The sequence below is a fragment of the Amphritea sp. GJ51-11 genome (genome assembly GCF_055808735.1).
In genome coordinates this window covers 4,247,349-4,271,549 of record NZ_CM147881.1, presented here as the reverse complement: position 1 = coordinate 4,271,549, position 24,201 = coordinate 4,247,349, and the positions used below count along the sequence as shown (strand labels likewise).

Genomic DNA, 24,201 nt, shown 5'->3' with positions numbered 1-24,201 from the left:
CGCCGTGGCGGGTTTTTTTGTTAGCTGATGTGAGTGGCTGGAAGACTTAAAGGCTGGTCCTCGGCGGCCATCAGCTGCGTCTCATGACTGCTGATGACAATAATACGGTTGGCCCAGCGCGGTCGGAGTCGCTGCAGAATTCGACGACTGCGCGCGCTATCAATCCCGGCGGTCGGTTCATCTAGTAACAGCACCTGCGGATCAAGCAAGATCAAACGGGCCAGCCCCAAACGTTTTAATTCACCCCCGGAAGGCAGCTGAGCGCCTGTACCTAACCAGGTATCTAATTTATCTGGCAATTGTTCGGCCCAGCTATCCAGTTCCACAAGTTGCAGCGCCTGCCATAGTGCCGCTTCACTAAAGTCATGGTGTAGGCAAAGATTAAAGCGCAGTGAGCCTTGTAGCAGACTTATCTGTTGCGGCATTAAACCGACCTGCTCAGGAGCTAAGCCGGTATAGAGGAGTTCCCCCTGTTGTGGCTGTAGCTGCCCTGCTAGCAGCTGCAATAGGGTGGTTTTACCATGCCCGCTAGGACTCGTCAGCCAATACCAATTATTTGCCTTCAGCGTGGTGTTAAGCCCCGATAGAGTGGCAGTTTGGCGTGATGGGTAGCGGTATTCTAATGCTGTTACTGCGATGCTCTTTTGCGTGCTTTGGGGCTCAACGAACTGACGTTGGTCGGCCTGGGGCGTACTTGGACTGAGTTGGCCGATCCGTTGCAAGGCTTTATAACCCAGTGCAAAGGCTGCCAGCGCGCTGCTACCGGTGACGAGGACTTCTTGTAGGCCAAGAGTCAGTAACAGCAGCATAAACACCAGTGCCCCCTCTAATTGCCCAGCGGCTAAGCCGATGAGTCCCTGCCATAAAACTAATAACAGCATAGCTGCATGGACTAACTGGTTGATAACCAGAACTTGCTGTCGGGCATGGCTGGTTTGCTGCTCAGTGGTATCGGCAATATGAGCGCTGTGGGTTAGCGCCTCGCCCTGATGGGAGAGCCGATCAAATAGAATGAGGGTCCGCAGATTGCTAAACAGCGAGTGAGCATCGCTCCATTGCTGATTGCGTTGCTGATGTAGGCTGTTTTGTGGCTGCAACACTCGGCGTAGATAGAGCAGCGGCACTAGCACGACTGAGACCAGCAGTGGCAGGGTTAGCCAGAGCGCTAATGTGGGTAAAAAGAGCATAATGGTGGCCAGATAAAGCAAACTGCTGAGCAGCATCACTAGTCCCGGCACTAATGCTGAGAGATAGAGTGCTTCGGCATGACGAATATCGTCTAGTAGTCGACCGCTGGCCTCATGACTGTTGAGTGGCTGTTCTTGCCAGTTATGCTGAGCCAGAGTGGCGAACATATCGCTACGTAAGTGCGAAATAACCCGAAAAGTGGCCTCATGGGTGGCCAATCGTTCACCGTAGCGACCAAAGGTGCGGCTAATCGATAAGCCGCGCACGACAGCTCCGGGGGCAAAATAGTTAAAACCATGGGCGGCGGTTAGCGATAAGCCGGCTAAAGCGGTGGCGCTGATAAACCAGCCGGATACCGCTAGTAAGGCGATTCCCGAGAGGGCGGTAACGGTCGCTAGTAGCAGCCCCAGCGAAGCCATGCCGCGCTGTTGCCATAGCAACTGAAAGTAACGGTTGACGAGTTTAGGCATGGGTTGCCTCCGGAGTTGCTGTCAGACTGATGATTTGATCAAACTGCGCCGCTGCATCCCGGTGGCTACTGATAAGAACGATGCCACCGTTATCAGTGAATTGACGCAAGCCAGCCATAAAGACGACGGCGTTGTCATGATCGAGATTCGCGGTGGGTTCGTCTAGCAGTAAGAGGTCAGGTTGATGTAGAAAGACCCGTGCAAGGGCAATCCGCTGTGCTTGTCCGCCAGAGAGGAAACCACCGCTGTCACTGATTTGGTAATCTAGTTGTGTTGCTAGGGCCGTCACTAGATGCTCGGCACGGGCCTGCCTAAGGGCCGTGAACAGCTGTTCGTCGGTAAAGCGTCGGCCTAGGCAGAGGTTGTTGCGAATGCTGTCAAACAGCAGCTCAGGCTGTTGGGTCATATAGCCGATGTGCTGTTGCCAGTGACGGTTGTTGAAAATATTGAGCGCCTTGTGGTTCACCTCTAGCTGCCCGCTAATTGCAGGTTGCAAGCCCGCAAGGGTGTCCAAGAGCGTGCTTTTACCCACCCCGGATGGCCCGTTTAAGAGCGTCATCTGTCCCCGTTTAAGGCTAAAGCTGTGGCTGCCAATAACAATATCACCGTAGCCAACGTGCAGCTGTTTAAGATCGATCTGATCGATCGTTTCGCTGGGTAAGGTGCTTATGTCGTTAGGCTGGGCTGGCGGTTGCAGTTGCATCAGTCTGAGTAGATGGTCGGCAACACTGCTGGCATCGGCGCGGGCATGATAGAGCGCGCCGAGACGACGTAGCGGTAGATAAAATTCCGGCGCTAACATCAGTAAGAAGATGCCGTGGCTAAGGTTGAGATTGTCTTGCCACATGCCGATTTGGTATTTATCGAGATAAAGTAATCCGAGATACACCGCTACCATAGCGATGCTGATCGCGCTGAAGAATTCTAATAGTGTGCCGGAGAGGAATGCTAGCCGCAGTACTTGCATGGTTGAGCGACGAAACTGTTCTGACTGGCGAAAGAGGTTGTGCTGCTCTTCTGGGCAGCGATTGGCGAGTTGTAACGCAGAAATACCTTTGATGCGGTCTGAGAGTAAATTACCGAGCCGGGTCAGCTCTGTCAGGTTGCGACGGCTGGCATCGGCGGCTTTGTGGCCCACAATAATCATGAACAGGGGAATCAAAGGGGCGGAAAGCGCTAACAATAACGGCACGAGCCAGCCACTCCAAAAGCAGGCCAGTATAATCATGATGGGTGCCAGCATTGCCAGCCGTTGCTGGGGCAAAAATTCAGCAAAATAATCCCGGGTACTGTCGATCTCATTGCTCAATAGATTGCTGAGTTCGGCATGACTGAAGTGTTGCTCAACATGCAGCTGTAAGCTCTCACAGTGCTGCAATACGAGGCCGCGTAATTGGTTGCGCACATTAATGCTGGCGCGATCCGCTAAGCGGGTTTGCCAGAGCGGCAGCAGTGCCCGTAGCGTTAATAACAGTGCCAGTGATAGCCATGCCTGAGGTTGCCAAGTGATAGGCTCGGCGGCATAGACGGCACTGTTGATCAGCAGGGCTACCAGGGCGGTGATGCCGATGGTAGTGGCGGTTTGCAGCATGCCTAATAGAGTTAAACCACGGTTCTCTCGGCGGCTGATTTTTCCGGCCAGTCGCAGTAGCTGCTGACCATCGCTACACTGCTGTAGCATTGAGATATTGATCTGGCTCATCAATGGCGGCCTCTGTTACGAAGGAGCTGGTATTGTGTGAAGGTGCTTGTCATTATTGGCATATTTTAGCCATAATTGACGGAAAAGGAGTATAGCGATGACCAAAGCGAGTTGGTTGAGGACCATGCGTAATGTGTTGGATAGCTACAGTTCTCCTGCGGTTTTGATCGATGCCGATTACAATGTGGTGGCGACCAATACCAGCTATGACTTTCGTTTTGGTAGTTTGAACGGTCGTAGCTCCGCCAAATGTTTTTTTCTTTCCCATGGCTATCAACGGCCCTGTGATTTGGAAGGTGAAACCTGTCCGATGCAGGAAGCCCGTGACAGCGGTCACCGGGCCAGTGTACTGCATATTCATAACACGCCGCAGGGCAAAGAGCATGTCGGCATTGAAACCATTCCGATCACCGATGATGAGGAGCAAGCCTACTTTATCGAGTTGATGACGCCCATTCGGGAAGTGAGCGCGGAACCGATTGCCAATAAAATGATTGGCCGGAGCCGGGCATTTAACGAGCTGGTGGATTTGATTCAGCGGGTTGGTAAGACCGATACCAATGTGCTGCTGATGGGCTCTTCCGGGGCAGGTAAAGAGCTGGCCGCTCAGGCGCTGCATGCGTCGAGTCCAAGGGCGAGCAAGCCATTTGTCACCGTGGAGTGTTCTGGTCTCACCGACAGCCTGTTTGAAAGCGAGCTGTTTGGTCATATGAAAGGGGCGTTTACGGGGGCGATCCATTCGCGTACCGGATTGGTTCAATCGGCCCACGGTGGCACCCTGTTTCTCGATGAGGTCGGCGATGTACCGTTGCATCAGCAGGTTAAATTGCTGCGCCTGATCGAGACAAAAACCTTCCGTCCTGTGGGTGATAGTAAGGCCGTTGCTGCCGATTTCCGGCTGGTGTGCGCTACTCATAAAGATCTGCAATTGATGGTCGAGCGAGGCGAGTTTCGGGAGGATCTGTTTCATCGTATTAGTACCTTTCCGATTCGTTTGCCATCGCTGTCTGAACGCCGCGAAGATTTGCCGTTGTTGGTGGAAAGTATTCTCTTGCGTATCGAGGATAAAACCCCGCTGCGGCTCACTGATGAGGCTTTGCAGTTGCTGGCGCAGCAGCCCTTTAAGGGCAATATACGTGAGCTGAAAAACATCCTCGAACGGGCCGTTGTCTTGCGTCATGATGACCTGATCGGGGTTGATGTGATTCAGCGTAGTCTGAATTTAATGGTGGTTTCTGAGGCAACCTCGCATAAATCCGAAGGGCTGACTCAACTGGCATTAAAGGGTCTTAGTATTGAGCAAGTTGAACAACAATATCTTAAAACCTTGCTGCAAACCTATCCGGATAAGAGCCGGGTTGCTGAGATTGCGGGTTGTAGTTTACGAACCTTATATCGCAAACTGGAGCAGTGATGTCACTGCCCCAGTCATGACGTTTATGACGCTGACTGATCAGGATGATTCTTCAGTGTCGTCTTGGTGTTCTAGCCACATCGCATTAATGATGCCGAAGCTGCAGGCCAGAAGAACACCGAGAATCCAGGCGAAATACCACATATTATTCTCCGTTAAGACTAGTAGTTAGAAACATTGTTCTGCTCAATAAACTCAGGTTCTACTCGACGCCACATTTTGACATAACACCAAGTGGTGTAGATCAGAATGATGGGGACGAAGAACAGTGCTACCCAGAGCATAATTTCCAGTGTTAGCTTGCTTGATGTTGCATCCCAGAGGGTCAAGCTGCTTGCCATGTCGGTAGACGATGGCATAACAAACGGAAACATTGTTACCCCGGCTAATAGAATGATCGCCGAGATACCCAGTGAGCTACTCAGGAAGGCCACACCAAAGCGTCCACCACGGGCCAGCATACTAGTCACTAAAGGCAGCAGTACGGCCGCCAATGGTAAGCACCACAGCAGTGGGTACTGGGCAAAATTACCGAACCAGTTGGCACTTTGTACAACGGTTTTACTCAATGGATTTGAGCTAGCATCACCGATCACTTCGCTGCTAATGCTAAAGCCTGGGATCGCGGTGTATAACCAGAAACCGGCAACTAACAGTAGAACGCTGAGGAGCACGCCCGATAGCGCTGCAACGGATTGGCTACGCTGCTGAACAGCGCCACCCGCGCGCATTTGCAACCAGACCGCACCGTGTTGTACTAGCATCACAACACTCACCAAACCACAGACGATGGCAAAGGGATTCAGCAAGGCCCAAAACGAGCCGGTATAGGTGGAGCGGGTCAACTCGTCAAAGCTGAACGGTACACCTTGGAACAGGTTGCCGAAAGCGACACCAAAGACCAATGCGGGTACGAAGGAGCCCAAGCAGATACCTAGATCCCAGTTATTGCGCCACCGAGCACTCGGCATTTTGCTTCGGTACTCAAAACCGACAGGGCGAAAGAACAGGGCGAACAATACTAATAACATCGCCCAGTAAAAGCCGGAGAAGGCAGTTGCATAGACCAGTGGCCAAGCGGCAAAAATGGCACCACCTGCGGTGATGAGCCAAACTTGATTACCATCCCAGTGTGGTCCAATGGTGTTGATAATCACCCGTCGTTCAGTATCGCTTTTACCTAAGAATGGCAGCAGCATCGCTACCCCAAGATCAAACCCATCGGTGACGGCAAAACCGATCAGCAGGATGCCAACTAAAAGCCACCAGACTAGGCGCAAAGTTTCATAATCAAACATGCTGAGTTTCTCCTAGTTGTTCATGATGATAGCGGCCAGTTTCCAAGGAACTCGGGCCTTTGCGTATATATTTGATCATCAGGAAAACTTCAATACAAAGGAAGAAGGTGTAAAGTGCTGCAAAGCCAGCGATGCTAAGCCATAGATCTGTTTCACTGAGTGTTGATGTCGCAACATAGGTGGGTAGAATCTCACCAATAGCCCAAGGCTGACGGCCAAATTCGGCAATAAACCAGCCGGTTTCCACGCCGATCCACGGCAGCGGTAGGCAGAACAGTGCCAGTTTAAGCAGCCAGCGAGTTTTATACTCACGACGGCGGGCGGTGTAGTAGAAGGCCGCGGCAAAGGTGAACAGCATAATAACGCCGGCTGCCACCATAATACGGAAGGTCCAGAACATCGGTGCAACCTGTGGGATGGTATCCCGTGCAGCAGCTTTGATCTGTTCTTCTGTAGCGTCACTGACATTCGGGGTAAAGCGAGTCAGTAATAGACCATAGCCGAGATCATCACTGATGGCGCTGAAGGCTTCCCGGTTAGCCGGAGTATCATTACCGTTACGCAGCTCTTGCAGCAAGTCGTAAGCGTCCATGCCGCTACGGATACGTGTTTCATTCATCGCTATCAGGTCTTTTATCCCGGTGACCTCTTCGTCCAATGAGCGGGTGGCGATCAGGCCGAGTACCCAAGGGATGCGTATCGCATAATCAGTGACTTGTTCTTCCTGATTAGGCAGGCCAATCAGAGTGAACGGGGCAGGGGCTGGATGAGTGTCCCACTCGGCTTCGATAGCCGCCAGTTTAACCTGCTGTACTTCACCGACTTCATAACCACTTTCGTCACCCAGAAGGATCACTGACAAAATGGAGGCTAAGCCGAATGCAGACGCGATGGCAAAAGAGCGGCGGGCAAAGCCGACATCACGGTTGCGCAGTAGGTAGAGTGCGCTGATCGAGAGGACGAACATGGCTCCAGTAACATAACCGGCAGACACGGTGTGGACGAACTTAACCTGGGCGACGGGGTTGAAGATAACATCAGCAAAGCTGTCCATCTCCATGCGCATGGTTTCAAAGTTAAAGTAGGCTCCCACAGGGTTTTGCATCCAGCCGTTGGCGATCAAAATCCATAGGGCGGAGAAGTTTGAACCGATCGCGACCAGCCAAGTAACCCCCAAGTGTTGAACCTTGTTGAGTCGATCCCAGCCGAAGAAAAACAGGCCGATAAAGGTAGACTCAAGAAAGAAAGCCATCAGCCCCTCAATGGCCAGTGGTGCACCGAAGATATCGCCGACATAATGGGAGTAATAGGCCCAGTTGGTGCCAAACTGAAACTCCATTGTGAGTCCGGTGGTAACGCCCAGCGCAAAGTTGATACCAAACAACTTGCCCCAGAAGCGCGTCATGTCTTTATAGACCTGTTTACCGGTCATAACATAGACCGACTCCATGATCGCAAGCATGAATGAGAGCCCCAGTGTTAGGGGTACAAAGAGGAAGTGATACATCGCGGTGAGGGCGAATTGCCAGCGCGATAGTTCGACAACTGTTTCAGAAACCATAGTGTTAATACCTTCATCAGTTCGGCATCCCGGCCGAATAGAGCGTTAAGTGTCCTGGACATCAGGTCAGGGCCTAAGCGCTCAAGCTATAGCGTCAATTACAGCAAAAGCTGTACCAAGTGACTAAAAATAAATTAACATATTGTTTTGTATGTTTTTATTATGAAGGGGCCAACTATTGCAGAGGCCTGTTTACGCAACTTTTGTCATTATGTCGCAAAAAATGACAAAAAAGACTGTGGCATAGCGTCGCAGGTTGCTTTAAGACAAATATGACAGTGAATGTTTTATCAGCGGCCTTCAATGAGGAGAAAGCGACGCTGAGAATCTGCCTTAATGTTTCATATATAGCATAAAGAACCCTAAAGCAGTATGCCTATAGACACTTTTTAGGCCTTGATAAAGGAACTGCTTCAATTTGTCACAGGGCATGACTTTATTGTCATTTTGACGTGGGTTCTTATGCTTCGGCGCTATTTTGCTTTTCCATCAGTTGGATAAGCTCATCTAACGGTAGCGGCCGGCTAAAGAGAAACCCCTGTACCTGATCACAGTTATATTGGGTCACAAAGGCTAGCTGCTCTTCCGTTTCGACCCCCTCTGCAACGACTTTCAGATTAAGGTTATGGGCCATATCGATAATGGTTTTAACGATCATCTCATCGTCTTGGTCACTGCCGATATCGCGAATGAAAGAGCGATCTATTTTAAGGGTGTTCAGGGGTAGCCGCTTTAATCGGCTGAGGGAGGAGTACGCGATGCCAAAGTCATCGATGGAGATCTCTATTCCAAGGGTGCGAATCTGATCGAGTTGTTCGAGCAGCGAATCATTCTCTGTCGCCATCACGGTTTCGGTCACTTCAAGATCCAGTGCCGTGCCGGGAAAGCCGGTGTTGCTTAGAACGTTAGCAATACGGTTGTATAGATCGCGGCGGATAAAGTGGGCTGGAGAGAAGTTAACCGATAGCTGAATCTCTTTACCGAAGCGCTGCCGTAACTGCAGAATATCCTCACAGGATCTATTCATCACCCATTGATCCACCTGACCGATCAGCCCCTGATCTTCGGCTAACGGAATAAACTCTTCGGGCGAGATCGCGCCTTCTTCTGCATCGAACCAGCGAATCAGTGCCTCGACCCCGACAATCGCCGAGCGTCGAGTACACCATTTGGGCTGGTAGTAAACCTTAAACAGCTTGTTATCGATGGCGTGTCTGAGTTTTTGCGCCAACTGTATGCGTCGTTCAGAGCGAATATTCATCTGCTTATCGAAGAAGCTAAACTGGTTTCGGCCAGCGGCCTTGGATGAATACATAGCGGTATCGGCATGCTTTACAAGGGTGGTTGCATCCCGACCGTCTTGTGGATAAATACTGACCCCGATACTGGTGGTGACCTGTAGGTTTAAACCATCAATCACAACCGGTTCTTTGATCTCTTCGATAAGCTTGGCGGCAATATCCGCGGCATGGTTTTGTGAAGTGTTAAGGGTCAGTACTGCAAATTCATCGCCGCCAAAGCGGGCGAGAGTGTCGCTGCCTCGCAGGCATTTTTTCAGTCGTGATGACAGCTCTATTAATAGCTGGTCGCCCATATCGTGGCCGAGGGTGTCATTAATATCCTTAAAACGATCGAGATCGAGAAACATGACCGCCAGTTGTTCATCTTGACGGTTGGCATAACTAATCGCCGTGTTGAGCTTGTCATCGAAGGTTGAACGGTTAGGTAGGCCGGTCAGGTTGTCGTGAAATGCTTGGTGTTCCAGCTGTTCTGTGAGCCGCAGTAGTTCGGCGGTACGTTGGCGGACTTTATTTTCTAAGAGTTGCCGGGCATCTTGGAGCTCGTTCTCCCGTGATTGAATCTGCTCCAGCATACGGTTGAAGTCGGTGGCGAGACTGCCTATCTCGTCTTCTGAGCGGTTACGGACTCGAAGCTTATAGTTTCGCGTACGGGTGATTTTGCGTGCGGTACTGGCGAGCTCGGTAATCGGTCGGGTGATGATATTTTGTGCCACGCTGGAAAGCAGCAAGGCGACGATCAGGGATAATAGGAAGACCACAAAGGCGATGCCGATCTGGTCAAATTGCCGATTTTTTAGATAGCTAAGATCGGTTAGTAGTAGGGTGAAGCCGACCGTTTCCTGATCGAGGCTGACTGGGCGAATAATGTAAAGTGCGCCGTCGATGTCACCTTCGAGGTCGTCCGGCAGAGCCGGGATCGGTGCATTATTGGGCGAGTATTGGGCAAATATCTGTTTATCAGCATCGTAGACGACGGCCAGCACGATACTTTTGACATTCTCCAGTGACTCAAGGGTCATCCGAACGGAATCGGAGTCTCCGAAAGTGAGCGCCGCGGTGGAGTTATTACTGATGATATCGGCTTGCGAGCGGAGATTTTCGATTACCTGCCGCTTGGAATCATACCAATCATTGATGGCGAAGCCCGCCGTGGCAAGGGTGAGTACGGTACTACTGATTAACAGTAATAGTAAAATCAGCTTTTTACGCAGTGGGAGGGTTTTAAAGAATGGCACCGTTATTACCGCCTAACTTTGGCTAATTTAAGTACTTCGGAGCTGATGGTCAGCCCGCTACGTTGTAATTCAGGTAGAAAGATATCGAGACTTATCCGTGCATCTTGGCGGATTAGGTTGACCGCCGCCGTTGATGTGACCACTTGGCTGGCACTGACCTCTGTGAGGTCGGCAACGGTGAGTACCGGGAGCGCTGAATGGTGCGCCTGATCGACAGAAAAGCTACTCAGTTGATGCCAAGGAATAAAGAGAATAGCACAGCCTTGAACTTGATCTAATGACTCGATGTGTCGTTCGGCGAAGTGACGATGTTGAACAGGCTTGCCGATCAGGGCCGATGATGCTGAGGCGAGCGTGTTCTCATGATAATGGCATAGGGTCAGTGCCGTTGAATTTGGGTCGCCGAGAGTCGGTTCAGGCCAGCGGACAAAGCGGGCGATATTGAACAGGATAGCCGCTTTAACCTGCTGTAACCGCGGGTCGCTAGGGGCGGCGGTTAGGTCGGGCGACAATAAACAGGTGAACAGTAGCGTCGCCGACAGCGCGTAGCGGGGATTGAGCCTGAGTCTTAGGAGTGCGTTGATCATAAGAGGTCGTGATTCCATTGGAGACGAATCCAAAGCTCTCTTTCGCTTCGCTCAGTGTTGTAATGGCCGCCGAAGTCGGCTGCAGGGTCCATAATGTGCTTGTTAAACAGATTATCGATGCCCAGTGAATAATCTAGTTGGTGGGTCAGCCGTCCAGAGCCAAACAGGTTAACCGTGGTAAAGCTCTGGGCATTATCCGCAAAGCCATTCGTATCGCTACGGCTGCTGCTATAGATCATGCTGGCGCCGATAAGATGGTTAGGTGTTAATTGATAATCGGCCTGTAGGCTGCCACTCCAACTGGCTAAATAGGGTAATGAACCGTCGTCGATGTCAGTTTCGAGATAGCTGAGACCTAAGCGGGTATTGAGTTTATGGCTTGGACGTAGGTTGAGAAGCCATTCCACGCCCTGCATTCGGTAAACCGAGCTGCTGTTGATAAAGTACTCATCGAAAGTGTCCGGGGTGGGTTCCTCCTGAATAAAATCATCGATATGGCTTTTGAACAGATTGATATTTAAGCTGGCCTGATCCCACTGATAGAGATAACCCAGTTCTGTTTGTGTGATACGTTCGGCATTGAGTGCCGGAGGCTTAAAGTTGGTGTGCTCCAAGACTTTGAGGTATTCGCGGAACCCCGGCGTGCGGATCGCCGTGCCGTATTGAAACTTCCAAGTATGCTGGTTGTCGCTGTAGACCAAGGCTTCCCGGTGATTAACATAACCACCAAATCTTTCGAAGTAATCATATCGCACGCCGGCGGTTAGGCTGAGGTTGGGGTGGATAGTCCAGATATCTTGGATAAATAGAGCGCCATCATTATTGGTGATGCCGGGTTCAGAGAGCAGGTTGTTGTTTTCAGGTAAGGCGAGAAAATAGCTGCTGTAATGAAAACGTCGGGCGTAATCGGTGCGCTCTGCTTTCTCATACTGCCAGCTGATGCCGCCAGCGAGGGTGTGAGGCTCAAACTGCTGGAGTAGCGTCAGGGATGCGCCCGCCATGGTGGCGTTTTGATATTCCTCATATCCCAGCGTTTGTGTTTGTCTCTCCTGTTCGTATTCTCGGGCGTTATTCTGTTGATAGTAAAAGGTGCTTTGCAGCTGCCCCTCATCTAGTGAGCCCATTTCATAATGCGCCGAGAGACTGAGGTTATCGCTATCGATAAATGCATTCTGACTGTTGGGTATAAAGAGAAAGGGGGTTTCACTACGGTTGTAATCCAGTTGCAGGGTTAATCCCGCGAAGGGCTGCGCTTTGATATGAATATTCGTGTAATCCTCATCGAGCGGCTGCAGTGAATCCTCACCAATAAAGGTTTTTCTGTCGGCACTAAAGGGCGCATCTTGTTGTAGCTGGCTAGCGAATATCTGTAGATTGTTGCTGTTATAGAGTACGCCACCTTTACGCCGTTGATGGTTGCCAACTTCGACACCCGCCTCGAGGTATTCCGTGTCACTGAACTCACGGGTGGTTACCGAGATAATTCCCGCGAAGGCGTTGGCTCCGTAGAGGCTAGAGGCCGGGCCGAGAATGATTTCAACCGAGTCGATGTAATCGAGAGGGAGGTTGTCACCCAGACTGAAATCGTTGTAATAGAGGTGGCGTTTTCTGACGCCATCAACCATCAGTACCATCTTGTCGTTATAGCGATTCAGCACGCCTCGGGTCCAGATGGAACGATGGCGTTTACGATACTGGTTAAGCTGTAACCCCGGCACAAACTGCAAGAGGTCATCTAAACGACGAACCCCAAAGCGGCGGAAATCATCCCGGTTAAAGTTGTATACCGTTCCCGGGGCTTTGCTGGCCTGAGTAGGTACTAGTGAGGCTGAGGTGAAAACATCCATTGCCATCAGCTCCTTTAGTGACATGTCACTAAAGTCTTGCGCAGCTGCAGAGGCAGGATTGGGGATCAAAAATGCTGAGTAAATAAGCAGTGGTATCGCACTGTTTCTCGACATGTATACTTCCGGACAGGCAGCCAGCTTCAAGCGGTGGCAATATTATTATTTTAAGGTAGCTGGTTGATCGTGAGACTCCTTTCTCGTGAAACTGTCAGAACACATCATGACAATGTCAATCTGATGGTGCAGGTACCGTTACGAACCGCTATACCAATATTATTTCTGCACTTAGATTTCAATTATCCGTTAGGTCAGCCCAACTCTCTCGTTTGAAGTTGATGGGCTGCAAGCTACATATATTTATATGTCTTTATGATTCTATAACTATACACAGATATATCTTTTATGTGTCGCCTTTTTGTCTCTTTGTTTTAGAATTTTTTATATCATTTTATCCATTAAAAACAGATGGTTATGTTGGCTTATGATTATTATTAACTTTTGCGAATAATTCTTATTAACTTTAAATGCTGCTCTGGCACGTTGTTAATGGGGCTCTTTACGCCATATTTTTAGTGGCGAGAGGAGAGATGTAAATATCGATAGCCTAGGGGTCAATAGTCTTAGTCTTGATCTCCTTAACGGGTTCAAGTAGCGCGTTTTTGTACATCGCGCCATTTTCTCAGAGGCCCTCACTGAAGAGGGTGATGAATATGAATTGAAGATCTTGCACATCACTTATGGGGCAACAAAGAAAATGGCGTAACAAGAGCTAAAATTGAAGATCTTGCACATCACTTATGGGGCTTGCTTAGGAGAGCCGTATGGGCCACGTTTATGAGCGGCTTCCGATCACGATATTCTTCTCTGTGAGCGTTTATCGCTCTTAATGGGTTATTCAAGTACCATTTAAGGCGTGTTTTATACATTGCTCGAGTGTGGTTCCATTCTTGCTTAAGTGTTTTATTAATAAAAATAATAGTGTTCAGACAACAGGCAACTCATTTGAGTGATAATCATTTTTCGATCCGCCATATCGGGTCACAGGACAGTAGTGGCAGTGCCGATGACCTGCCACATCCGGGCACGTCCAAAAACCGTCTGGCGACTAAATATCTCTGGTTGTCATTGCTGGTGGCGTTGGTTCCCCTTGTTGGTTTTGCCGGTCTATATGACGCCTACTTTTCACAGTTGGTGACACGATTAACAGAAGAGCAGCTATCCACACCGATTGCCGCGAAGCAAAACGAATTTCGAGTCTTCTTGCGCGAACGTAAGTTTGAACTACAGGCGTTGGCCGACCAGTTTGATAATCCTGAATTTTATACCCTTGATGGCCGACACTCGATTTCGGCTGAGCTAGAGGGGTTATTGCGCCTGCAGGTTGATACAGGAAGTGTTTACGGTGTGGTGTTTTTTGATCCTCAGGGGCGGATCGCTTGGACGTTTCCTGAAGAGCAGCGGGTGATGCAAGCCTCATTGAAGCATGTAAATAAGTTCGAAGACGTCGAGTTGGTTGGGCCATCGGCTTACTCTATTGAACGGCCCTCGGCGGTGATTCTTCGTCAGCCAAGTAATGCCGACCGACAGACAAAAAACCAAGGCAGTATCGGCCTGATGCTGCGTTTCAATTCACTGACTGAGGTGTTTCGCGGCTTGGGGCAGGGCAGTTCGGTACGGGTGCTGCTGCAGGCGGGTAATCATCAGGTCTACGACGTGGTGGGTCAGCCGGTATCGATAACCCATCGTTCGACACAGCAACGGACACTCTTGCCCGGCTGGATTCTGCATGTCATAGAAGATCCTGAGCTAGTGATGACGCCAATGGAGGGTATGCGCTATTGGTTGCTGCTGTTGATGGCGTGCACTGTGGCCGGGCTCCTGTGGTTGCATATGAGTATCTCCCGCCGCTTGAATCGACAGGTTGAAAGTCTGATTGATAGCGTTGAAAAAGTGGCACGAGGGAATCTAGAAACCCCAGTAACAATTGTTAAAGGGGTTGAGATGCAGCGTCTGACGCAGGCTATCGAGCGAATGCGGCTTCAGTTGAAGGCGTTTATTCGCTCGACACTGGCCATCGAACGTCAAGCGACACTGGGCCAGTTAGCGGCGGGTCTTGCCCACGATATTCGCAACCCGCTAACCACTATTCGTACCACTATTGCAGCGTTGTCTCGGCGTGAAAAAGACCCTGAAAATCAAGAGATGATGGCGCTCGTCGAGGAGGAAATCGACAGAGTTAATGATGTGTTGGAGAATCTGTTGAATTTTGCCCGCCCCCGAGATCCATTAGCGAGTCGCATCGACACGGCAGAACTGCTCAATAGTATTGTTATTCTGGTTGGCGCCTCGGCCCGTAATCAGGGTATCCAATTAACCGTTGACTGCCCTGAAGGGCTGGCTGTTTGGGCCGATGAAGGCCATATCCGTCAGGTATTGATGAACCTTATTATCAATGCCCTAGAGGCGATGTCGGTGAAGGGGAGCGCGATCCAGTTGCGAGCGCTGCGACTAGCCAATGAGGTTGCATTATCTGTTAGTGATGATGGCCAGGGAATGCCAGAAGAGATTCAGGCACATATTATGGAGCCTTTTTATACGACCAAACCCGCCGGCACCGGCTTAGGTTTAGCGATCTGTGCAACTTTAGCTAAAAGTAATGGTGGGCGAATGACCATCGAAAGTCTTGATACCAGTGGCACCACGGTGACGGTGTTTCTGCCCACGGCATCTTCTGAGGAGAAGTACGAATGAACAATGCGATTTCGGTTCTGGTAATCGATGATGAGCGAAACTTGGTGCGCAGCATTGGCTTTTCATTACGGGATGAAGGGATGGTTGTCACCGGAGCGTACAGTGGCAGTGAAGGGCTTGAACAGGCAAAAATCTTGGGGCCAGATGTGGTGTTGCTGGATCTGGGGTTGCCGGATATTTCCGGTATTAAAGTGCTGGTGCAGTTAAAAGCACAGTATCCCGATTTGCCGGTGATCATGATCTCTGCCCACGGTGATACCCGCTCGGCGGTTAAGGCCGTTAAAGAGGGGGCGATTGATTACATTACCAAGCCGTTTGATGTTGATGAGTTGGTGTTGCTGATCCGTCGAAGCACCGAGCGCATTCGGATGTTGCGTGAGATTCGCTTTCTGCGAGAGCGTAATACTGAAACTGGCCCACTGGTAGGTAGCAGTAAAGAGATGACGCTATTGCGCACGGCTATCGAGCGGGTGGGCCAGAGTTCGGGTAAAACCGTGTTGATTACCGGTCCCTCTGGCACCGGCAAAGCGCTGGTTGCCCGGGCACTGCATGATATTCGTTTCACTAACGCGCCCTTTATTGAGGTGAACTGTGCGGCGTTGCCGGAACAGCTGATCGAAGCGGAGCTATTTGGCGCCGAACGGGGAGCTTATACCGGGGCGAATCAGCGCCGAGCTGGATTAATCGATCTAGCTGATGGCGGCACGTTGTTTTTGGATGAAATCGGGGAGATTCCTCTGCATCTACAGGCTAAGTTGCTGAGTTTTCTTGAGAACCGAAACTATCGGCCCGTGGGGGCTGGGCGCGAACGCCAAGCGAATGTGTTTGTGGTGGCGGCGACCAATCGCAATCTCAAGGAGGATGTCGATGATGGGCATTTTCGTGCGGATCTATTTTACCGGCTTAATGTACTGCCGGTGGATATTCCCGGGCTGTCACAGCGGGATCGGGACGTTACTTTGCTGGTTACGCACTTTAGCGAGCTGTTTGCCCAGCAGGAGGGCTGCGAGCCGATTCAGTTGGATGAGTCGGTGTTAGGCTTGCTAGAAAAGTATGATTGGCCCGGCAATATTCGCGAACTGAAGAATTTGATGGAGCGTTTAACGATTCTCTATCCAGGCAAACGGATCGATGTGGAGATGTTGCCGGTGGAGTTTCATGGCGGGCAGCGGGGGATTCAACATGTTAAAGAGGATTATCGAGAAGCTGTCGAAGATCATGAGCGACAGTTGATCTTAGATGCACTGAAAGAGTCTGACTGGCGCAAAGGACTCGCCGCCGAGAAGCTGGGGATCTCTCGGCATGCATTGAAGCGGCGGATACAACGGCTCAATCTGGAGAATGAGGCATGATCGTTCGGCTGCTAATGTTGCTGTTACTCAGTGCCACGGTTGATGCCGCCGAGTTATCGGTTGGGGCGTCCGAAGCTGAGGCGCAGGAAACCGTTGGCTGTCTGTTTCCTATGAGTGGCCGAGGGGGGTTATATGGTCGGGATAGTGTCACCGGCATTGAGTTGGCGTTTGAGCATCTACAGCAGCAACCATATGCGAGTCCACCTCTGCGGGTGCTGTTTTCCGATACTAGCTCGAAGGCATCTAAAGCGGCGCGGCAAGTGAAAAATTTTGTCCGTCAGAATAAGGTGCGGTTTATCTGTGGGGTGGTTAACTCATCGATTGCCTTGCAGGTGGCACAAGTCGCACAGGAGGAAGGGGTTTTCTTTATTGGGACGGATCATGCCTCATCGCGATTGACCGAGGGCGAGCAGAACCGATTTTACTTTCGGGTAAATAATAACACCGCACAATCGATGCGGGCGGGGGCGAACTATATCCGCAAAACGTTTGGCCGGGGAAGCGCCAAAAGACCGATACGTTTAGCCTATATCGGCCCAGATTATGATTATGGTTATCAGGCGTGGAAAGATCTGCGTTTATGGCTGGATAAGGAAAGGGTGCGTTACCGCGTTGAAACGGTGCTCTGGCCGAAGCTGTATGAATCGGATTATTCTCATTATCTTGAAGCACTGGTCGAAAAAAAGGTCGATTTAGTGGTGAACTCCCTTTGGGGCGGGGATCTTGTGGCGTTTATCCAGCAAGCTAATCAGACCTCGCTTTTTAAACATGCTCGTTTTGCCAATTTTGATACTGGTGGTAATTATGAGGTGTTGTCAGCGCTGGGGGAAAATATGCCCGCCGGTCTGATTCTATCCTCCCGCCATCACAATAACTGGCCAGAGACAGAGCATAATCGTTGGTTTGTGAAGCGTTTTTATGAACTGACGGGGCGTTACCCCTCTTATGCAGCCGAGGGGGCTTACTCCGGTATTCTGGCGATCTCAGAAGCGTTACGTTTGGCCGGTCCCGATGCCAGCGATGATGTGGTGCGAGAAAAACTAACCCAACTGACTCTTAGTTTGCCGGAAGATCCGGCAGGGTTTAGCTCGTTTATGAATCCGGACAACCATCAATTACAACAGGTTATTGCTATCGGCGAAACCGTCCCCGATGATCGCTATCCCCCCGCTCGGATGATGTTGGGTAAGTGGGTCATCTATCGTCCAGAGAGTGTTGATTAGGCGGGGTTTGCCCTCCAAACCATTATTACCTACATCAGGGCAGTCTTCGCGGGCCTGATGAGTGTTGCCTGATAGCGCTATATCAACTCTCCCACTTAACGTTTGTCTCCTCAGCGTGATACTTCAATGAAACGTCTGAACGGCTTTTTAAGGCGCTCTTAATACAGTCTTCTACACCTCATTTATGTGCCCTTGGCGTGGATCGGCCGTTGATCGGTTCCAGCTCAACAGCTGCGCTCACGTTGGAGCGGCATTCGATCATCGTTTGATAGAGTGTTAATTGAGTGTGTAAAAAATTCAATTAAAACAGTGTGTTATAGAAATAAATTCTCTTGGCATATGGCTTGCTATCTATGGTTAGGGCGAGACAACGAATCTGTGCAGGCAGCGCTCATGACCCTTTCTTTGATGGTCTGTACAGAGCCCTTACTGAAATTGATAAAAACAAGAGAAGGCGAAACTCAATGATCACATCCTTTGTTAAAAAGTCCACGCTGGCAGGATTAATTGTCGCGTCGGCTATGGCTCAGCCGGTGTTAGCGGCTGATGAATATAAGTTAGGTCTGGTGACCTTCCTGTCGGGCGGTGCTGCGGGGCCGTTCGGGGTCCCGGCGAAGAATGCGGCGGATCTGTTGTTAGAAACGCTGAATGCGGGTCAGTTACCGGCGCCTTACAACCTCAAGGGCATCAACGGTCGTGCGATCGCACCGGTGTATGTCGATGAAGCGGGCGGAGCCACCAAACAAGCCTCTGAACTGCGTAACTTAGTTGAGCGCCAAGGCGTTGAATCGGTTATCGGGTATATCTCCTCTGGCGATTGCTTGGCGGTGCCGGCAGTGGCGGAAGAGTTAAAAACGTTAACCGTGTTATTCGATTGTGGTACCCCACGGGTATTTGAAGAGAACAGTTACAAATATGTGTTCCGTACCGGGCCGACCGCGACGATGGATAACGTGGCTGCCTCGCTCTATATCAAAGAGATGTATCCGGAGCTGAGTAGTGTTTCTGGGATCAATCAGAACTATTCATTTGGTCATGAATCATGGGCCGATTTTAATGGTTCATTGAATAAGCTAATCCCCGGCGTTGAAGTGAGTACCAAGCAGTTTCCGAAAATTTATGCCGGCCAGTATGGTGCAGAAATTTCCGCCTTGATGGTTAATTCTGCCGAGGTGATTCACTCCTCTTTCTGGGGCGGTGATATGGAAGCCTTCTTACTGCAAGGCTCGGCACGGGGGCTGTTTGAAGATCAGACCGCACTGCTGACCACCGGTGAAAGCGCTATGTATCGTCTGGCGGATCAGATTCCGGACGGCACTATTTTGGGTGGTCGTGGACCATTCGGCATTTATGCGCCAGATACGGCGTTGAATCGTTGGTTCCGTGAGGCGTATATCGCGCGCTTTAACACCGCGCCGACCTATCCGGCTTACAAAATGGTGCAGGGTATTCTGGGCCTTAAGCTAGCGACCGAGAAAGCGGCAGAAAAGGCGCAGGGTAAACCGACAACGGAACAGGTCGTGTCGGCTTTTGAATACCTCGAATATGAAGGTCCGGGCGGCACTGTCTCTATGAATCTGGGTAAGGGTCATCAGGCTACCATGGAGATGGTATATGGACGCTATATGCAGAAAGACGGTCAACCTGCGGTAACGGATGTTCGTCATTATGCGGCTAGCTGTGTGAATCCACCGGAAGGTGAGTCTTCGATTGAATGGATCGAAAAAGGAATGCCTGGCGCTCAGTGTGACTGAGTTTCTTATGACCCGGCAGCGTTGTGCTGTTGGGTCACTTTTCTTGTTCTTTTCGTAAATCAGGAGCGATATCCATGAAACTGGTAATTGCGATGTTGATGGATGGCGTTATCTACGCCTCCTGGCTTTTTGTAATCGCAGCAGGCCTTACGCTCATCTATGGTGTGATGCGAATTCTTAATATGGCCCATGGTAGTTTTTATGCCATCGGTGCCTATGCTGGCGCTTCTTTAGTCGGCTTCTATTTAGCCGGTGGCTATCCCCCTTGGGGCGCTTATTTAATGCTGCTCGGCGCTGCCATTGTCAGCGGTATGCTGGTGGGCATTCTTATTGAACGGGGTTTACTGCGCATTATGTATGGTCGGGATGAAGTGGTCATGATTCTGGTGACTTACGCCATTCTGCTGGTGTTGGAAGATGTGATTAAGCTGATTTGGGGCGTCGATGCTTACTTTGCCTATCAACCTTATACGTTGTTGGGACGCACCAAAATGGCGGGTATCTCATTCGCAAATTATGACATTGCCCTGATCGTTGTTTCCGCTTCTATCGGTTTCCTATTGTGGTGGGGGTTAAATCAAACCCGTCAGGGAAAACTGTTAAAAGCCGTCATCCATGACCGCGATACCGCTGCTTTTCTCGGCATTAATGTGACCCGTATGTTTTCCGTTACCTTTGTGATCGGTGCCGTGCTGGGTGCACTGGCCGGCTCTCTTACCGCGCCAGGTATTTCAGTCATGCCGGGTATTGGTGTCGAGGTCATTATTTTAGCCTTTGCCGTGGTGGTTATTGGTGGTTTAGGCAGTATCGGCGGCGCGTTGCTCGGCGCATTGATTGTCGGACTGGCCCGTTCTGCGGCGGTTCACCTGTATCCCGATGCGGAGTTGTTCGTTATCTACGGTGTTATGGGCTTAGTGCTTGCCTTCCGGCCTCAAGGCTTATTTGCCATCGCGACTGCAAGGAAAATTTAACATGAGAAATTCAACGTTGCTTGTGCTGGGTGTCAGTGCTGCGGCTTTAGCTGCGGGCATGTTTATGCCCGGCTGGCTGACTTTTTTGCTCACCCTCGCATTAGCTAAAGGGTTGGTGGTGCTGGGTTTACTACTGCTAATGAAGGCGGGACTAGTGTCCTTTGGACAGGGGCTTTATTACTGCCTCGGCGCTTACTGTGTCGGTATCGCAGGAGAGTATCTGGAAACGCAAAATGCCCTGTTTCTGATGATCATTGCGGTCATCGTTTGTGTCGCCTTAGCGGCGGTGATCGGCCTGCTACTGTGCCGTTATCGGGATATTTTCTTTGCCATGTTTTCGATGGCGTTCTCAATGATTCTCTATGGGGTGCTGGTTAAGAGCTCGGCATTTGGATCCTCAGATGGTTTCAACGTGAAGCCGCCTTTGTTATTTGGCTGGACGCCGACCGGTGAGAGTGGACCCTTGATGGCCTACGGCTTGGCCGTGGTTGCGGTGACCATTGTTGGCGTGTTTGTGTGGAACTACCTGCGTTCACCTATGGGTTATGTCGGTGAGGCGGTGCGTGAGAATGAGATCCGGGTTGAATATCTGGGCGCATCGGTTAAACGCATTATCTATATCAAATACCTGCTCGCTGCCGCCATGGCGGGGTTAGGAGGTGCGATCACCGCACTGGCGGCCGGTCATATCGATCCTGAAATGGCCTATTGGACCACCTCGGGTGAGTTTGTCTTTATCGCGCTGATGGGTGGCACCGGACATGTTGCCGGGCCCGTACTGGGGGCGGTGCTGTTTGAGCTGATTCGCACCTATGCGTTCCAGATATCGCCGTATACCTGGCAGATGATTCTGGGTATCGCGCTGTTGGCGATCATTCTTTATTTGCCTAAGGGTGTTTGGTCACTGATTGAACGGGTGACGAAGGGGAAAACCTCATGAGTGCTTTATTAGAAACACGCTCCTTGGCGCGTAACTTCGGTGCGGTAACGGCTGCGGCGGATATTGATGTCAGTATCAACCCCGGTGAAATTGTCGGTGTTATCGGCTCTAACGGGGCGGGTAAAACGACCTTTATTAACATGGTGACCGGTTATTTGCAGCCTAGCAGTGGCGACATCCTGTTTAAGGGCAAAAGCATCGTCGGTAAAAATCCTCGACAGGTGATGCGAGCGGGTATCTGCCGTTCGTTTCAGGTGGCGCAGTTGTTCCCTGAATTGACAGTGCTGGATAACGTCTTGATCGCTTACGGCATTATGCAGCATCCGGTACTGCCGATGATTCGGCCATTGGCGACGACACAAAACATTCAACAGGCACAAGTGTTGCTGCAGGAATATGGCATTGCCGATTATCTGAGCGAAAAGGTTGTCACTCTTCCCCAAGGGGTTCGCAAGTTGCTGGATATCGCGTTGGCGATGCTGCGAGAGCCGCAAGTGCTGCTGTTGGATGAACCGACCTCCGGGGTGGCGATCGACGACAAGTTCGACCTGATGGACACCGTTATGCGTGCGGTACGCAAGTCCGGCGCGGCGGTGCTGTTTGTCGAGCACGATATGGAGGTCATCGCGCGTTATTCGACCCGTTTAATCGCGTTTTATGATGGTCGAGTGCTGGCAGATGGGCCGGTGGTCGAGGTGATGGACGATGCCAAAGTGCAAGAACTGGTCACTGGGCATCATCTGGAAATCGATTATCAGCGGGAGGTCTCCCATGCTTAAGCTCTCATCTATCAATACCTATATTGCCGGCACACCGATCTTACGTGATGTGAGCCTGGCGATAGAACCTGGTGTTCTCGTTGGCCTGATTGGCCGCAATGGTGCCGGTAAAACGACGTTGATGCGAACGGTGATGGGGCTGCTGCAGCCGTCTTCCGGCAGCATCACCATTGCGGGTCAGGATATGACCTCGTTGGCACCGCATTTTCGCGCTCGTTCCAAAGTGGGCTATATGCCCGAAGATCGCCAGCTAGTGCCGACTCTGACGGTTGAAGAAAATATCCTTATCCCTGCTTGGGCCAACCAACTACCAGAAGCACAAGCCCGCCTGGCTTGGGTGTATGAGCTGATGCCCGAAGTCGAAGCTTTTGCGGATCGCAAAGCGCTGCAGCTTTCGGGTGGACAGCAGAAGCTGGTGGCGTTAGCGCGGGCGATGATGAGCGGTAGTCATCTGTTGCTCTTAGATGAGCCCTTTGAAGGGGTTGCGCCGGCGTTATCTCGGCGTTTAGCCAGTGTTTTACACACCCTCAAAGATGAAGGGCTGACGGTGTTGCTTTCCGAATCAGATTACAGCCATTCGGCAGATCTAGTGGATCAGGTTTACACCATTGAACGGGGTGCCGTGTCAGCACCGAAACAGGTTAAAGGAGCGGTCGCATGAATAGTTTTGTGTTTAATTTTCCTAAGCAGTTTATTTGCCAACCGGGTGCCGCGAGCGAGTTAGGCGAAATCTGCCAACGGGTGATTGGTGCGCGCGTGTTGGTGGTGACGGATCAGGGCATTGTTAATGCGGGTTTGTTGCAGCCGGTGATCGACACTCTTAAAAGTGCCGGGGTTGAGCCGGTTATTTTCGCTGAGGTGGAAGCTGATCCGGCTGAATCGATTGTCTTGGCGGCGACTGCTCAGGCCGTGGCGGCCGGTGTTGATGGGGTGATTGGGTTAGGTGGTGGCTCATCTATGGACGTCGCTAAATTGGTGGCCCTGTTGGCTAAAGGCGAGGAAGAGCTAGCGGCTATTTATGGGGTTAACCTCGTGAAGGGGCGTCGCTTACCGCTGATCCAGATTCCGACCACGGCGGGCACGGGTTCTGAAGTGACTGCGGTGGCCATTATTACTGTGGGTGAAGGCCAGAAGAAGGGAGTTGTATCGGATCAACTGTTGCCTGATCTAGCGTTGCTGGATGCGGAGCTAACGCTCGGCTTACCGCCTATCGTGACGGCGACCACTGGCGTGGATGCGATGGTGCATGCAATAGAAGCTTATACCTCACATAACCCCAACCATAACTTGATTTCCGATGCGCTGGCGAAAGAGGCGTTGATCTTATTGGGCGGTAATATCCAAGCGGCGGTGAGTGATGGCCGTAATCTTGAGGTCCGTTCCAATATGTTGCTGGGCTCGATGCTGGCCGGTCAGGCATTTGCTAACTCGCCGGTGGCAGCGGTACATGCTCTGGCGTATCCGTTGGGCGGGATCTATCACCTCTCTCACGGGCTGACCAATGCGCTGGTGTTACCTCACGTGATGCGCTTTAACCAGACGGTATGCGCGGATCTTTATGCGACCTTGGCGCCACTCGTGTTCCCTGCTCTAGGGGCGATAGAAGACGGTGTGGCTAGAAGCAATGCCTTTATCGATGCACTGACTGAGTTAAATCGCTCGCTGGGTATTAAGGATCGTTTGCGAGATTACGATATTCCACAAACGGCCTTGTCTCAATTAGCCGAGGACGCAATGAAGCAGACCCGCTTACTGGTCAATAATCCACGTAATGTCAGCATCGATGATGCCTTGGCGATTTATCAAGCGGCTTGGTAGGAGCACATAA

At 51.0% G+C, this 24,201-nt stretch carries 18 protein-coding genes; 10 read left to right on the top strand and 8 right to left on the bottom strand.

Going from position 1 to position 24,201, the window contains the following annotated elements; genetic code table 11:
• Positions 1 to 20 precede the first annotated feature (20 nt).
• On the bottom strand, positions 21 to 1,658 hold the full coding sequence (locus tag AC0L4K_RS19305) for an amino acid ABC transporter ATP-binding/permease protein (RefSeq protein ID WP_473267584.1): 1,638 nt from the start codon (positions 1,656 to 1,658) through the stop codon (positions 21 to 23).
• The gene (gene cydD / locus AC0L4K_RS19300; RefSeq protein WP_473267583.1) at positions 1,651 to 3,360 is read right to left on the bottom strand and encodes a thiol reductant ABC exporter subunit CydD; all 1,710 of its coding nucleotides are present in this window, start codon (positions 3,358 to 3,360) and stop codon (positions 1,651 to 1,653) included. The genes AC0L4K_RS19305 and cydD overlap by 8 nt, the downstream gene beginning before the upstream one ends.
• 97 nt (positions 3,361 to 3,457) lie before the next feature.
• On the opposite strand from cydD, the gene AC0L4K_RS19295 reads away from it, so the two are divergent.
• On the top strand, positions 3,458 to 4,774 hold the full coding sequence (locus AC0L4K_RS19295; protein ID WP_473267582.1) for a sigma-54 interaction domain-containing protein: 1,317 nt from the start codon (positions 3,458 to 3,460) through the stop codon (positions 4,772 to 4,774).
• Between the two features lie 39 nt (positions 4,775 to 4,813).
• Here AC0L4K_RS19295 and cydX read toward each other — a convergent pair whose 3' ends face one another.
• The 6 genes from cydX to AC0L4K_RS19265 all read right to left on the bottom strand — a co-directional run bounded on the left by cydX (position 4,814) and on the right by AC0L4K_RS19265 (position 12,717).
• Complete coding sequence (gene cydX, locus AC0L4K_RS19290; RefSeq protein ID WP_417225691.1) at positions 4,814 to 4,918, bottom strand: cytochrome bd-I oxidase subunit CydX; 105 nt, start codon at positions 4,916 to 4,918, stop codon at positions 4,814 to 4,816.
• Positions 4,919 to 4,935: 17 nt separating this feature from the next.
• Positions 4,936 to 6,072, bottom strand: a complete 1,137-nt coding sequence (gene cydB, locus AC0L4K_RS19285; protein WP_417225689.1) for a cytochrome d ubiquinol oxidase subunit II — start codon at positions 6,070 to 6,072, stop codon at positions 4,936 to 4,938.
• Positions 6,065 to 7,633 carry a cytochrome ubiquinol oxidase subunit I gene (locus AC0L4K_RS19280; protein WP_417225687.1) on the bottom strand — a complete coding sequence of 523 codons (1,569 nt, stop codon included), beginning with the start codon at positions 7,631 to 7,633 and terminating at the stop codon, positions 6,065 to 6,067. Before AC0L4K_RS19280 ends, cydB begins: the two co-directional genes overlap by 8 nt.
• Positions 7,634 to 8,093: 460 nt before the next feature.
• On the bottom strand, positions 8,094 to 10,169 hold the full coding sequence (locus AC0L4K_RS19275) for a bifunctional diguanylate cyclase/phosphodiesterase (RefSeq protein ID WP_417225685.1): 2,076 nt from the start codon (positions 10,167 to 10,169) through the stop codon (positions 8,094 to 8,096).
• Positions 10,170 to 10,174: 5 nt separating this feature from the next.
• Positions 10,175 to 10,756 carry a YfiR family protein gene (locus tag AC0L4K_RS19270; protein WP_417225683.1) on the bottom strand — a complete coding sequence of 194 codons (582 nt, stop codon included), beginning with the start codon at positions 10,754 to 10,756 and terminating at the stop codon, positions 10,175 to 10,177.
• Positions 10,753 to 12,717, bottom strand: coding sequence for a TonB-dependent receptor plug domain-containing protein (locus AC0L4K_RS19265; protein ID WP_473267580.1), 1,965 nt, complete (start codon positions 12,715 to 12,717; stop codon positions 10,753 to 10,755). Before AC0L4K_RS19265 ends, AC0L4K_RS19270 begins: the two co-directional genes overlap by 4 nt.
• Positions 12,718 to 13,605: 888 nt before the next feature.
• Here AC0L4K_RS19265 and AC0L4K_RS19260 point away from each other — a divergent pair.
• From AC0L4K_RS19260 to AC0L4K_RS19220, 9 genes are all read left to right on the top strand, one after another.
• Complete coding sequence (locus AC0L4K_RS19260) at positions 13,606 to 15,354, top strand: sensor histidine kinase (RefSeq protein ID WP_473267579.1); 1,749 nt, start codon at positions 13,606 to 13,608, stop codon at positions 15,352 to 15,354.
• On the top strand, positions 15,351 to 16,706 hold the full coding sequence (locus tag AC0L4K_RS19255; RefSeq protein WP_417225677.1) for a sigma-54-dependent transcriptional regulator: 1,356 nt from the start codon (positions 15,351 to 15,353) through the stop codon (positions 16,704 to 16,706). The genes AC0L4K_RS19260 and AC0L4K_RS19255 overlap by 4 nt, the downstream gene beginning before the upstream one ends.
• On the top strand, positions 16,703 to 17,929 hold the full coding sequence (locus tag AC0L4K_RS19250; RefSeq protein ID WP_473267578.1) for an ABC transporter substrate-binding protein: 1,227 nt from the start codon (positions 16,703 to 16,705) through the stop codon (positions 17,927 to 17,929). Before AC0L4K_RS19255 ends, AC0L4K_RS19250 begins: the two co-directional genes overlap by 4 nt.
• 464 nt (positions 17,930 to 18,393) lie before the next feature.
• Positions 18,394 to 19,683 carry an ABC transporter substrate-binding protein gene (locus tag AC0L4K_RS19245; protein ID WP_473267577.1) on the top strand — a complete coding sequence of 430 codons (1,290 nt, stop codon included), beginning with the start codon at positions 18,394 to 18,396 and terminating at the stop codon, positions 19,681 to 19,683.
• Positions 19,684 to 19,757: 74 nt separating this feature from the next.
• Positions 19,758 to 20,654 (top strand): branched-chain amino acid ABC transporter permease, encoded by an 897-nt coding sequence (locus AC0L4K_RS19240; protein ID WP_417225671.1) that lies wholly within the window; start codon positions 19,758 to 19,760, stop codon positions 20,652 to 20,654.
• A 1-nt stretch (position 20,655) separates the two neighbouring features.
• The gene (locus AC0L4K_RS19235) at positions 20,656 to 21,594 is read left to right on the top strand and encodes a branched-chain amino acid ABC transporter permease (protein WP_473267576.1); all 939 of its coding nucleotides are present in this window, start codon (positions 20,656 to 20,658) and stop codon (positions 21,592 to 21,594) included.
• On the top strand, positions 21,591 to 22,373 hold the full coding sequence (locus tag AC0L4K_RS19230; RefSeq protein ID WP_417225667.1) for an ABC transporter ATP-binding protein: 783 nt from the start codon (positions 21,591 to 21,593) through the stop codon (positions 22,371 to 22,373). The genes AC0L4K_RS19235 and AC0L4K_RS19230 overlap by 4 nt, the downstream gene beginning before the upstream one ends.
• Positions 22,366 to 23,034 carry an ATP-binding cassette domain-containing protein gene (locus AC0L4K_RS19225; protein ID WP_417225665.1) on the top strand — a complete coding sequence of 223 codons (669 nt, stop codon included), beginning with the start codon at positions 22,366 to 22,368 and terminating at the stop codon, positions 23,032 to 23,034. The genes AC0L4K_RS19230 and AC0L4K_RS19225 overlap by 8 nt, the downstream gene beginning before the upstream one ends.
• Positions 23,031 to 24,191 carry an iron-containing alcohol dehydrogenase gene (locus AC0L4K_RS19220; protein ID WP_473267575.1) on the top strand — a complete coding sequence of 387 codons (1,161 nt, stop codon included), beginning with the start codon at positions 23,031 to 23,033 and terminating at the stop codon, positions 24,189 to 24,191. Before AC0L4K_RS19225 ends, AC0L4K_RS19220 begins: the two co-directional genes overlap by 4 nt.
• Positions 24,192 to 24,201: the final 10 nt, after the last annotated feature.